The following is a 12,364-nucleotide window of genomic DNA, read 5'->3' on the forward strand; positions in this document are numbered from 1 at the left end:
TCGTGTTAGCGGACGATGGCCTGCTGAGCCAGCGCCTGATTGATGCTGACGCCGTATTGTGCCTGCAGCTGGTTCACCATCTGGTCGAGAATGTCGTCACCGACGGCGTTCGCGAGCGACAGCAACTGCTGTTCTTCATCGGGAGCCACCATACCGGTTGGCTCGTCGCGGACGGCGGTCACCTTGAGCAGGATCTGCGTCGCCGGATCAGCGCCAGCGGCTGAGGCCGTTGTGCCGACGGGGCCGCCGAACGCCGAGAACACGGCGGTCGGGCCGAGAACGGCGTCTTCGGTGCGGCGCGACAGGCCCGCCTTGCGCTCGACGGCAAGGCCAAGCTCAGTGGCGATTGTCTCTAGCGGCGTTCCATCCTGAACACGCTGGCGAAGGCTTTCGGCGCGTGCACCAAGAGCTGCTCGTTGCTGCTCGGCTGTCCAATCTGCTACGGCGCGATCCCTGACTTCAGCGAGCTCGCGATCGCGCTCGCTCTTGATGTCTGTCACCTCGAACCACAGGTAACCGGTGGTGCCGAGGTTCACCGCATTGGCTTCGAGCCCGATATCGGTGCGGAAAACTTCAGCCAGCACGGCATCTCGCGCCGGAATGTCGGTGACTTCGGTTTCGCGGGTATTGAGGCCTCGGCTGTCGATGTCGGTTACAGTCACGACCTGCAGCTTCAGCTGGTCTGCTGCTTCCTTCAAAGTCGAGCCGCCGGCGCGGAAATCCTCGAACTGATCATGGACGGCGTTGATATCGGCGATTGCTGCTGCTTCGGCAAGTTCCTTGCGGATCTCTTCCCGCACTTCGTCAAGGCTGCGGGTACGGCCATCCTTGATATTGGTGACACGCAGAATGACGGGGCCGAGTGCGCCCTCGACCACCGGCGTCGTGCCGCCATCGGCCGCAACCGCAAAGGTTGCGTCGGCAATGGCAACATCGGGGAGGCGGTCACGGGTGTATTCGCCGAGCAGAACGTCGCTGGCAGTTTTGCCCTGATCCGTAACGAGCTGATCAAACGTGGTGCCATTTTTCAATTCAGCCAGGGCGGCATCCGCGAGCTCGCGATTTTCGAAGCTCAGCTGCTCGATGGTTCTGCTGCCAGCAATGGTGAAGCTTGCTTTGCGGCGCTCATATTCAGCCGCAATCTGCTCGTCCGTTACAGTCGCGGCATCGGCGATATCGGAAGGCTCAAGCTTCACATAGGTAAAAGAGCGATATTCAGGCGCACGGTAGCGGGCTTTCGCTGTTTCGAACCAGGTCTTCAGCACTTCTTCTTCGGGAGCCTTCACGGGATCGATATTGGCATTCGTCAACAACAAGTAGTCGACATCGCGATTTTCAAACCGATAGTCGCGGATCGCATCGACCAGCACTTTCGGTGCAGCAAAGCCTTCCGACGTCGCGTCGACGATCTGGCTGCGCACGGCAACGCGAGAGCGTTCATTGATATAGTCTTCCTCACGCAGGCCTGCATTCCGCAACCGGCTGGAGAAGAGTGCGCGATCGAAATTGCCAGCCGTATTGATGAAGGCCGGGTCCTCGCCGATCAACTGCGCAAGGCGATCCTGAGACAGGCCGAGGTTCATATCGGACGCCAGCTGATCGAGCGCTGCGCCTGCGGCCAGCTGCGAAAAGACCTGGTTTTCGGCGCCGAGGGAACGGGCCTGCTCTGTTGTCAGCTGTGTCCCGAAACGCCGGCTCATCTCAGCGACTGTGCGCTGATAGGCAAATGCGTAGTCGCTGGTGGAGACGGTCTGATCCCCAACCGACACCACAGTGTCAGTGGTGGTGCTGAACAGGGATGCGGAGACCCCCCAGACGCCGAAGGAAACGACCAGAAGCAAAAGCAGCAACTTGGCGAAAATGGTCTGGGAAGCTTTTCTCATGAACACGAGCATCGGGACGCATAAACTCCTTGGCGGTTCGTTGCATCGAACGAATTGGGTGGACTTCCTTAGAACAAAGCCGCTGGGAAATGAAGGCTGCCACGACCGAAAACCGCAGTGATCACGGCGAGTTTCAGGTGGAGGCTCCCTCTTTGGCTCAACCTCAGCCCGGAAACGAAAAAAAGGCCGGACAATGCCGGCCTTTTTGCAGTGATGAAAATGCGCTCAGCGCTCGGTCAGAGACTTGTAGTCGCGCTTCGGCGCGCCGGTGTAGAGCTGGCGCGGACGGCCGATGCGCTGTTGCGGATCTTCGATCATCTCGTTCCACTGTGCGATCCAGCCGACGGTACGGGCGAGCGCGAAGAGAACGGTAAACATCGTCGTCGGGAAGCCGAGCGCGCGCAGCGTGATGCCCGAATAGAAGTCGACGTTCGGGTAAAGCTTCTTCTCGATGAAATAGGGATCGTTGAGCGCGATCTTTTCGAGTTCAAGCGCAACCTTCATCAGCGGATCGTCGCCGTGGCCGGTGGCTTCCAGGACCTCGTACATGGTCTTCTGCATGATCTTTGCGCGCGGATCATAGTTTTTATAGACACGGTGGCCGAAGCCCATCAGGCGGAACGGATCGTTCTTGTCCTTGGCGCGCGCAATATATTCAGGGATGCGATCGACCGAGCCGATCTCCTGCAGCATGTTGAGCGCTGCCTCGTTGGCACCACCATGGGCCGGACCCCAAAGGCAGGCGATGCCAGCCGCGATGCATGCGAACGGGTTGGCACCAGACGAGCCCGCAAGGCGGACGGTCGAGGTGGACGCATTCTGCTCGTGATCAGCATGCAAGATGAAGATGCGGTCCATGGCGCGGGCGAGGACCGGGTTCACCTGGTACTCTTCGCAGGGTACGGCAAAGCACATGCGCAGGAAGTTGGATGCGTAGTCGAGATCGTTCTTCGGGTAAACGAAGGGCTGGCCGACATGATACTTATAGGCCATGGCGGCGATCGTCGGCATCTTGGCGATCATGCGCAGCGAAGCAACCATGCGCTGATGCGGATCGGTGATATCGGTCGAGTCGTGGTAGAAGGCGGAGAGCGCGCCGACGGTGCCAACCATGACGGCCATCGGATGCGCGTCGCGGCGATAGCCGGAGAAAAACTTCGACATCTGCTCATGCACCATCGTGTGATGGGTCACGCGGTAGTCGAAATCCTTCTTCTGTGCAGCGGTCGGAAGTTCACCGTAAAGCAGCAGGTAGCAGACTTCGAGGAAGTCACCCTTTTCGGCCAGCTGCTCGATCGGATAGCCGCGATGCAGCAGCACGCCTTCGTCGCCGTCGATATAAGTGATCTTGGATTCGCATGAGGCGGTGGACGTGAAGCCCGGGTCGTAGGTGAATGCGCCGGTGTGCTTGTAAAGGGCCGCGATATCGATCACGTCGGGCCCGATCGTGCCGGCCTTGACGCCCAGGTCGACCGTCTTGTCACCGAGTTTCAAAGAAGCGCTTTTGTCCGTCATGCTGATCCTCCGGAATTGGCGGGAAGGCGCCTTGAAAAAGCCGCCATCGGTTAAGCGTGTGTTGTAGCTATATGATACCGAAGTTAATGCCAACCTATCCAAAGGGCAAATTGTGCATCGCGAAATCGGCAACAATCGAACCGATCGGTTCGAGGAAGTAAACGCCTCAAAGGTTGCCCTGCGTTGCAAATTACGCACGCGTTGATTGTTTTTCGGAATGTCTTATGGTCTGGGCGCGGGCGCAGTTGTCGACCCGGCGGGGGCGCGCCGAATGGTGGATTTGGCGAACAGAAGGAAAGAGGTTTCGGGGGCGGAGCCGGGGCCGTTTAAGGCGGCACCGAATGAGCGCTCATTTCATCGCACCGTCGAAATTTTTGCACGATCGCTACGGTGGTATCCTTCGCTGCGCGATCGCCTGGATCATCTGAACGTCGCCATCATAACCGCTCTGCAGGAAGAGGCGCGCTACGGCCATCTCTTTCTCTTCGTTCCAGTCTGGCTGGGCCTTGGGGCGGTAATCTGGTTCCTGGCACCCGCGCCGCCGTCGAGCGTGCTGCTTTCGGCGCTGCTGGCTGTATGCCTTTGCGGAGCGATCGTCCGGCGGGCATCGGAACTGCATAGGGCCATGTTCTTGTCCCTTGCCCTGATGGCGGCCGGCATGCTGCTCGCAGGCTGGGAAACCCATCGTGCTGGCACCACGATCCTCGATCAACCGGTGGTGACGATCGCAACAGGTATCGTCGAGCGGCGGGAGGCGGGATCCGGCGCTGAATGGCGCTATGTCGTCCGACTGACGGCAACGGCCGAGCCGACAATTCGCCGCCGGCCAGAGCGCGTGTCGCTGCTGGCCCGCAGCCGGCATGAGCCGGTGGCCATCGGCGCTGTCATCACTGGACGCGTGCGGCTATCGCCGCCTTCGGGGCCTGCTTTGCCGGGCATGAATGACTTTGCCTTCCAGAGCTACTACGCAGGCATTGGTGCGGTCGGCTTCTTTCTCGGAGCGCCGGCATCGGCAGGTCTTGATCCCGAGGCTCGCAACGGGTGGTTGCAACGATTCGACAAGGCGCTCTTTTCCTTCCGTGATCGGATCTCCAGCCGAATCCGTGATGTCCTGCCGGGCGATACCGGCGCTTTTGCTGCCTCCATCATCACGGGCGAGCGCCGTTCCATGTCGCCCGAGGCGACGGAGGCGCTACGGGTGTCGGGACTTGCCCATATCACGGCGATTTCCGGACTGAACATGGCGCTCGCCGCGGGCATTTTCTTCGTAGGGCTCCGCGCCACCCTCAGCCTTTTGCCGGTCATAGCCCAACGCGTTCCGATCAAGAAACTGGCGGCTGGCGGCGCCCTTGTCGCGACGACGGGCTATGTGTTGGTCTCCGGTTATCAGATCTCGGCCCTGAGAGCCTATCTGATGACGGCCATCATGCTGACAGCCGTCCTCTTCGATCGACCAGCGATCAGCCTGCGCAATCTCGCACTGGCGGCCATCGGCATGTTGGTTGTTCAGCCGTCATCGGTGATGGGGCCAAGTTTCCAGATGTCTTTTGCTGCGACTGCAGCCCTGATCGCCGGTTACGCTGGATGGACGGCAAAGCCGCCGCCGCTCCTGCCCAGGGGCAGATCTTTGCCGGCGCGATTCGTGGCGGCTGCCGGAAGGTTTGCGGGCGGTACACTTGCGACATCCCTGATCGGTGGCATGGCCACCGCCATTTTCTCAATTTCGCATTTTCATCGTCTCTCGCCCCATGGACTTGAGGCCAATCTTGCCGCCATGCCCCTGATTTCGGTCGTGGTGATGCCGGCCGGTTTCGTCGCCATGCTGCTGATGCCGTTTGGCTTCGATGCACCTTTTCTTTGGGTGATGGGGGCGGGGCTGGATCTTGTTCTGGTCGTGGCGCACGCCGTCGCTGCCTGGGGCGATGGTTATGTCTTCCCGCGCCAGCCGGCCTGGTTTATCGCAGGAACCGTTCTTGGCCTGCTGCTCTTGACCTTGCTGCGCACGCGGCTCCGCCTCGTCGGCGCAAGCCTGTTCGTCGTGACGGCGGCTCTGGCGTGGTTGGCGCCCCTTGAACAGCCTCCCAGTCTTTTTGTCAGCGAAGACGGCCGCTTCGTCGCCTTCTTTGTCGATGCGGATCGCAGCATCCTCGCCACCAATAAAAAGAAGCCGCCAGCTTTCCTCTTCGATCAATGGCGCCCGGTTCTCGACGTTGACGCACTGGCCGTTCCGATCGAGGCAGACGTTCCGCCGTTGCCTGAGCGAGCGGCGTGGAGCCCGGATACCGTGCAAAGCGGGGACGTCAAAGATTCTTCACGACAGAGTCCGCTACGGCAAGAATTGAGCGATACCGATCAAAGAGAGGCAGCGAATATCTTTAAGGAACTGGTGCGCAAGGCAACGCCGAAGGCATTCACCTGCCTGAAAGGTGCCTGCGTGGCAAAGTTTAGCAACCGGACACTCATGACCCTGGATCGGTCGGATCTCCTCGGCGCAGCGTGCGACACCGCCGACATCGTTATCCTGGCATCGCGAAGTCGCGTTGCTCAATGCCGGTCCGGCACTATCCTCTTCACGGAGAGCACGCTGCGTATGAGTGGCGCGCTAGAAATAGAAATCGCACCGGGACGCGGAAAGAAAAGTTCGATCCAAGTGCGCGCGGCCTTCGATGGTCTGCCGCGCCCCTGGACTGCACATCGCCTCTACGACTGGCGTACAGGCAAGAGCGCATACAACCATGATATTACGACCATGGCCGGCATAAAATGAGCCCCTAAGCTTACCATAAGAGGCTGTCCTCAGTGATAGCGGCGGATCAGCCCAACCAGCTTGCCCTGAATCTTCACCCTGTCTGGGCCGAAGATTCGGGTCTCATAGGCTGGGTTCGCGGCTTCAAGCGCAATAGAGGCGCCGCGACGGCGGAAGCGCTTCAAGGTTGCTTCCTCGTCATCAACCAGGGCGACGACAATGTCACCGGGATTTGCATTGGACGCATTTCGAATGATCACTGTATCGCCGTCGAGAATGCCGGCATCGATCATCGAGTCGCCTTTGACCTCGAGAGCGTAGTGCTCGCCCGAGCCGATCATTTCATGGGGCACTGAGATGTCATGTGTATTGTTCTGAATGGCGGAAATCGGAACGCCCGCTGCAATCCGCCCCATGACTGGTACAGTAACCGATGGGCTGCGCTCTTCACTCGGTGCCTTGACGACCGAAGGGGCAGGTGGCTTGCCGAGACTGCCCTCAATGACGCTTGGCGAAAAGCCACGGCGCGGCTGCAGGCTCTGCGTATAGGCCTCGGGCAACTTGATCACTTCGAGGGCTCGCGCCCTGTTCGGCAGCCTGCGGATAAAACCGCGCTCTTCAAGTGCCGTGATCAGTCGGTGAATACCTGATTTCGAGGCGAGATCCAGCGCATCCTTCATTTCGTCGAAGGAGGGCGGAACGCCCGATTCCTTCATCCGCTCATGGATGAAAAGAAGCAGTTCCTGTTGCTTTCGCGTCAGCATATCCGATGCCTCATCAATGAAACAAATCCAGAACGGACCCTATATGTTCCATTTGTGTTCCGCAAGTGGATAAATTTCCGTGAAGATCACAGCAGAAAATGCGATAGGCGGGGGAAGGTGGGTTTTTGCGCCGAGATTGGTGTATTGAATGCCGCCGGCGAAAGGAAAAGGGTTGGCGATGCTAAAGGAGATCGAGCGGACATTGCTCGGCAAGCGTGAGTCGGATCTGACATCTTCGGAGAAGCGCGTTCTCGCGCGAGCCCGCGAGCGTCGTGTCGTATCGACAGATGCAAGTCAGGAATTCCAGGCGGATGCGACAACCGGGCAGAGACTGGCCGACTCGATCGCCCGGATCGGCGGCTCCTGGGCCTTCATCATCGGCTTTTTCCTGTTTCTGACAGGCTGGACTGTTACCAACACCGTTCTGCTGGCCAGCAATGCACTCGATCCTTATCCCTTCATTTTTCTCAATCTCATCTTGTCCATGCTGGCTGCCATCCAGGCGCCAATCATCATGATGAGCCAGAACCGGCAGGCCGAGCGTGACCGTTTCATGGCTGCGAAGGATTATGAGATCAACCTGAAGGCTGAAATCGAGGTCCTTGCGCTCCATCACAAAATCGATGAGCAGGTTCTGACGGAGTTGCGCGAGGCACGGCGTGAGCTTGCCGAATTGCATCAGGTCATCGGTGCACTTTCGAATCGGACCACCAACACTCCGCAATCCTGAGCAGGAGCTGGACATGATTGAAGACAGTAACGCATCACGCGCCATCGACCATCTGGTGCTGCCGGTTGGATCTCTTGATCAGGCAAGGGCTCGGCTGTCCGCGCTCGGTTTTACCATGGCGAGCGATGCGCGCCATCCCTTTGGCACCGAAAACGCCTGTGTCTTCTTCGCCGACGATACCTATCTGGAGCCGTTAGCGGTCGGTAGCCGCGAGGATTGCGAGGTCGCGGCAAAAGGCGGCAATGTGTTCGTTGCCCGTCATCTTGCCTTTCGGTTCCGTCGTGACGAGGGTTTGTCGGCCGTCGTCGTCAAGTCTGATGGTGCCGAAACGGATCACAAGCGTTTCGTCGAAGAGGGCATGAGTGCGGGTGAGGTGCTTCAGTTCTCGCGGACCTTTCGGTTTCCTGACGGGCGAACTGCGGATGGCACGTTTCGTCTCGCCTTCGCCGCCGATCTGCGCGCGCCGGACTTCTTCGCCTTTGCCTGTCAGCGGGTGAATAGCTTGCCGGTGGATCGCGGGTTGCTAGCAGTCCATCCGAATGCGTCAATCGGCTTGGCGCGTGTGGTTCTCGTTGAAGATAACCCGAGCGACTTCCAGTATCTGTTCGAAACGGTTTTGGCGCAGCGCGACGTTACGGCCCATTCCTTCGGTCTGTCGATCCAGAGTGGCAATGCGGTGGTCGAGGTGCTGACGCCCGAAGGTTTTGTCGCCCATTACGGCCAGACGGTGGTAACGGCGGGCAGGGGCTTGATCGGCGCGGCCGTTGTCATGACGAGCCGGGATCTCGGCGTGACAGAAGCCTGTCTCGCTGCTAATGGCGTCACCTATCAGAGAAAGGGCGCGCGCATTGTTGTCGTGCCGGAAAAGGGCCAGGGCGTGGCCTTTGCCTTCGAGGAGATCAAATGAGTAAGGCTACCAATTCTGAAGTGACCGTTGGTGAAGGCGCGGGCAAGGCCGTTTTCTCGCAAACGGGCCGTTTTGCGCTGATCGCCGGACCCTGCCAGATGGAGAGCCGTGATCATGCCTTCATGATTGCCGGCCAGCTGGTTGAACTCTGCCGCGAGCTCGGCCTCGGTCTCGTCTACAAGTCGTCCTTCGATAAGGCAAACCGTACTTCGCTTTCGGCCGAGCGTGGTATCGGCCTCGAAACAGCAATGGAAGTTTTCGCCGACATCAAGAAGGAATTTGGCGTTCCGGTCCTCACCGACATCCATACCGAGGAACAGTGTGCTGCCGTTGCACCGATTGTGGACGTTTTGCAGATCCCGGCCTTTCTGTGCCGCCAGACCGATCTTCTTGTTGCGGCCGCCAAAACAGGACGTGCCATTAATGTCAAGAAGGGTCAGTTTCTGGCGCCCTGGGACATGAAAAACGTGCTGAACAAGCTGAACGCCAGCGGCAACCCGAATGTCCTTCTCTGCGAACGCGGTGCCTCCTTCGGCTATAACACGCTCGTCTCCGATATGCGCTCTTTGCCGATTATGGCGGCCATGGGTGCACCCGTCGTCTTTGATGCGACCCATTCGGTGCAGCAGCCCGGCGGGCAGGGTGGTTCTTCCGGCGGCCAGCGCGAGTTTGTCGAGACGCTTGCCCGTGCGGCGGTGGCTGTTGGCGTTGGTGGTCTGTTCATCGAGACCCACCAGGACCCCGACAATGCACCGTCGGACGGCCCGAACATGGTCAAGATCACCGACATGCGGCGCCTCTTGGAAAAACTGATCGCCTTCGACGATATCGCCAAGGCTGTTTGAGAGGTATTTTCGGCGCTTCAAACGGTTCAAGCCCCAGAAGCGCCGGCTCCCTCCTTTTCAATCGATTGAATATCGGTCTTTCTTCACTCGATCTGTCATTGTATTTTCCCGATCATCGGATAAGACAGGTGGGACTCAAAGGCGGGTCTGGTGGCTCCAAGGCCCTGTGACCGGCCTCCGAGCCTTGTCAATTTTCCGTCCACAGGGAGCGAACATGACCGCCATTACCGACATCATCGGCCGCGAGATCCTCGACAGCCGCGGCAATCCGACCGTCGAAGTCGACGTCCATCTCGAAGACGGCAGCATGGGCCGTGCCGCTGTGCCGTCGGGCGCGTCGACGGGTGCGCACGAAGCCGTCGAACTGCGTGACGGTGGCTCGCGCTACCTCGGCAAGGGCGTCGAGAAGGCTGTCGAAGCCGTCAATGGCGAGATCTATGATGCGCTTGGTGGTCATGACGCCGAGAACCAGATCCTCATCGACAACCTGATGATTGAGCTCGACGGCACGCCGAACAAGTCGCGCCTGGGCGCTAACGCCATCCTCGGTGTTTCGCTTGCTGTGGCCAAGGCTGCCGCTCAGGCCTCTGGCCTTCCTCTCTATCGTTACGTGGGCGGTCCGAACGCCCATGTTCTGCCGGTGCCGATGATGAACATCATCAATGGCGGTGCGCATGCCGACAACCCGATCGACTTCCAGGAATTCATGATCGTTCCTGTCGGTGCCGACAGCATCCGCGATGCGGTGCGCATGGGCTCCGAAGTCTTTCACACGCTGAAGAAGCAGCTTGCAGCGGATGGCCACAACACCAATGTCGGTGACGAAGGTGGTTTTGCACCGGGTCTCGCGTCTGCGCCTGCCGCACTCGATTTCATCATGAAGTCGATCGAAAAGGCTGGCTATCGTCCGGGCGAAGACATGCATATCGCGCTGGACTGCGCGTCGACCGAATTCTTCAAGGACGGCAAGTATGTGCTCGAAGGCGAAGGCCGCACGCTTGAGCCGGAAGCCATGGCCGACTACCTGGCCGAGCTCGCTGCCAAGTACCCGATCTTCTCGATCGAAGACGGCATGGCAGAAGACGACTGGGACGGTTGGAAGGCGCTGACCGACAAGATCGGCAAGAAGGTTCAGCTCGTCGGCGACGATCTCTTCGTCACCAATTCCTCACGCCTGCGCGACGGCATCAAGATGGGCGTGGCCAATTCCATCCTGGTCAAGGTCAACCAGATTGGTTCGCTGTCGGAAACGTTGGACGCCGTCTCGACCGCCAACCGTGCTGCCTACACGGCCGTCATGTCGCACCGTTCGGGCGAGACCGAGGACTCCACCATCGCCGATCTCGCGGTCGCCACGAACTGCGGTCAGATCAAGACCGGTTCGCTCGCGCGTTCTGATCGCACCGCCAAGTACAACCAGCTGATCCGCATTGAGGAAGAGCTGGGTCCGCAGGCCCGTTACGCAGGCTCTTCCATCCTGCGCGGCTGATCTCAAGGTCGTCCAAATCAAAAGGCCCGCGTTGCAGATGCAACGCGGGCCTTTTTCTGTCTGTCGTCCGGGCGTCTAAGGCAATTCCAGCAAAAAGTGCGAAGCGGTTTTGGGTCCGGAATTGCGTAAAAACAAAGACCAAGAGCTGTTCCACAACTCCGTCTTGGCCGGAAGTGCTCTAAGTCAGACGGGCTTGTTTTGCGCGTGGAACAGCCGTCCTTTTTCCCCAAGCAAAACAAAACCGAGGCCGATAATCGATACGATGAAATAACCTGCGACCATCGGCAGGGCCGTCCCGTTATAGGCCTGACCGATGCCGGCGCCGATCAGGGAGCCGCCAACCGTTCCCATGAAGCCGAGGACGGAGGAGGCAGTGCCGGCAACATGCCCGAGCGGCTCCATAGCGAGCGAATTGAAGTTCGATCCGATCCAGCCGAACTGGAACATCGCCAACGAGAAGAAGGTGATGAACAGGAAAAACGGCATAGGCTGCGGTCCAAGCACTTGCACGACAAGCCAGAGGAAAGTGATTGTGATGAAGCCGAGCAATGAAGCATGCGAGAGTTTGCGCATGCCGAAACGCCCGACAAGCTTGGCGTTCACGAAGGACGACAGCGCCATGAAAAGCGCAACGGCGGCAAAAGCGACGGGGAACCAGACGCCAAGGCCGTAGATGCCGACATAGATCTGCTGCGCGGAGTTGATGAAGCCGAACAGCGCGCCAAAGATAAATGTGCTGGCGATGGTGTAGCAGAGCGCGACGCGATTGGTCAGCACGATGCGAAAGCCGTCGAAAATCACCCGTGGCGTGAAGGGGCGGATGTCTTCCTTAGCCAGTGTTTCCGGCAGACGAACATACATCCAGACCCCGACGATTACGGCGATGACTGCCATGAACACGAAGATCCAGTGCCAGTCGCCAAAAAGCATGATCACCTGTCCGGTACCCGGGGCCACGACCGGGATCACCATGAACACCATCATGATCAGCGACATAACTTCGGCCATCTGGCGACCGCCGAACACGTCACGCACGATCGATATGGTGATGACGCGCGTTGCCGCAGAGCCGATACCCTGGATGAAACGCAGCAGAAGCAGCGATCCGAACGAGGGTACAAACAGCACCGCAATCGATGACAATACATAGATTGCCAGGCCGACCATCATCGGCTTGCGCCGGCCGAAACGATCGGAAATGGGGCCGTAGAAAAGCTGCGCAACACCGAAACCGATGAGATAGGCCGAGACGACATATTGCCGGTGGTTTTCGTTCTCGACATTGAGGGCGGCACCGATTTCCTGGAGGCCCGGCAGCATGATGTCGATGGCAAGGGCGTTGAGCGCCATGAGAAAGGCCATCATCGCAATAAATTCGGCGCGCCCCATGGCGCCCAGCGTCTTGCGTGACGCCTGTAACAAATCTGACATGATGAAATACCTAATAACGAGAACAAGGCGTTGCAGCGAGCAACGCCTTGTCAC

General features: G+C 59.1%; 9 protein-coding genes. 5 read left to right on the forward strand and 4 right to left on the reverse strand.

Annotated elements, in window-relative coordinates; genetic code table 11:
* Nucleotides 1-5: 5 nt before the first annotated feature.
* Entirely contained in the window at nucleotides 6-1,895 is a 1,890-nt protein-coding gene (locus tag IP76_RS11735) for a peptidylprolyl isomerase (RefSeq protein ID WP_054158401.1), read from the reverse strand.
* A gap of 213 nt (nucleotides 1,896-2,108) precedes the next feature.
* Nucleotides 2,109-3,398: a citrate synthase gene (gene gltA, locus IP76_RS11740; RefSeq protein WP_054158402.1), complete on the reverse strand. Its 1,290-nt coding sequence runs from the start codon at nucleotides 3,396-3,398 to the stop codon at nucleotides 2,109-2,111.
* Nucleotides 3,399-3,897: 499 nt separating this feature from the next.
* Between gltA and IP76_RS11745 the strand changes: the two genes are divergently transcribed.
* Entirely contained in the window at nucleotides 3,898-6,165 is a 2,268-nt protein-coding gene (locus IP76_RS11745; protein ID WP_245281452.1) for a ComEC/Rec2 family competence protein, read from the forward strand.
* Nucleotides 6,166-6,194: 29 nt separating this feature from the next.
* Here IP76_RS11745 and lexA read toward each other — a convergent pair whose 3' ends face one another.
* Nucleotides 6,195-6,908, reverse strand: a complete 714-nt coding sequence (gene lexA, locus IP76_RS11750; RefSeq protein WP_054158404.1) for a transcriptional repressor LexA — start codon at nucleotides 6,906-6,908, stop codon at nucleotides 6,195-6,197.
* Between the two features lie 178 nt (nucleotides 6,909-7,086).
* Here lexA and IP76_RS11755 point away from each other — a divergent pair, with 178 nt between their 5' ends.
* From IP76_RS11755 to eno, 4 genes are all read left to right on the forward strand, one after another.
* Nucleotides 7,087-7,638, forward strand: coding sequence for a DUF1003 domain-containing protein (locus IP76_RS11755; protein WP_054158405.1), 552 nt, complete (start codon nucleotides 7,087-7,089; stop codon nucleotides 7,636-7,638).
* A 13-nt stretch (nucleotides 7,639-7,651) separates the two neighbouring features.
* A complete protein-coding gene (locus IP76_RS11760) occupies nucleotides 7,652-8,545 on the forward strand; it encodes a VOC family protein (protein WP_054158406.1) in 894 nt (297 codons plus the stop codon).
* Complete coding sequence (gene kdsA, locus IP76_RS11765; protein WP_054158407.1) at nucleotides 8,542-9,390, forward strand: 3-deoxy-8-phosphooctulonate synthase; 849 nt, start codon at nucleotides 8,542-8,544, stop codon at nucleotides 9,388-9,390. The genes IP76_RS11760 and kdsA overlap by 4 nt, the downstream gene beginning before the upstream one ends.
* A gap of 214 nt (nucleotides 9,391-9,604) precedes the next feature.
* Complete coding sequence (gene eno / locus IP76_RS11770; protein ID WP_054158408.1) at nucleotides 9,605-10,879, forward strand: phosphopyruvate hydratase; 1,275 nt, start codon at nucleotides 9,605-9,607, stop codon at nucleotides 10,877-10,879.
* 183 nt (nucleotides 10,880-11,062) lie between these two features.
* Here eno and IP76_RS11775 read toward each other — a convergent pair whose 3' ends face one another.
* Nucleotides 11,063-12,268, reverse strand: a complete 1,206-nt coding sequence (locus tag IP76_RS11775) for a multidrug effflux MFS transporter (RefSeq protein ID WP_054158409.1) — start codon at nucleotides 12,266-12,268, stop codon at nucleotides 11,063-11,065.
* Nucleotides 12,269-12,364 lie beyond the last annotated feature (96 nt).

It is taken from the genome of Rhizobium sp. AAP43 (assembly GCF_001296045.1).
In the GTDB taxonomy this organism is placed as follows: Bacteria; Pseudomonadota; Alphaproteobacteria; order Rhizobiales; family Rhizobiaceae; genus Allorhizobium.

Coding starts and splice junctions, on each gene's coding strand:
- IP76_RS11735 (WP_054158401.1), bottom strand. CDS start 1,895: ATGCTCGTGTTCATGAGAAAAGCTTCCCAGACCATTTTCGCCAAGTTG.
- gltA (WP_054158402.1), bottom strand. CDS start 3,398: ATGACGGACAAAAGCGCTTCTTTGAAACTCGGTGACAAGACGGTCGAC.
- lexA (WP_054158404.1), bottom strand. CDS start 6,908: ATGCTGACGCGAAAGCAACAGGAACTGCTTCTTTTCATCCATGAGCGG.
- IP76_RS11755 (WP_054158405.1), top strand. CDS start 7,087: ATGCTAAAGGAGATCGAGCGGACATTGCTCGGCAAGCGTGAGTCGGAT.
- IP76_RS11760 (WP_054158406.1), top strand. CDS start 7,652: ATGATTGAAGACAGTAACGCATCACGCGCCATCGACCATCTGGTGCTG.
- kdsA (WP_054158407.1), top strand. CDS start 8,542: ATGAGTAAGGCTACCAATTCTGAAGTGACCGTTGGTGAAGGCGCGGGC.
- eno (WP_054158408.1), top strand. CDS start 9,605: ATGACCGCCATTACCGACATCATCGGCCGCGAGATCCTCGACAGCCGC.
- IP76_RS11775 (WP_054158409.1), bottom strand. CDS start 12,268: ATGGGGCGCGCCGAATTTATTGCGATGATGGCCTTTCTCATGGCGCTC.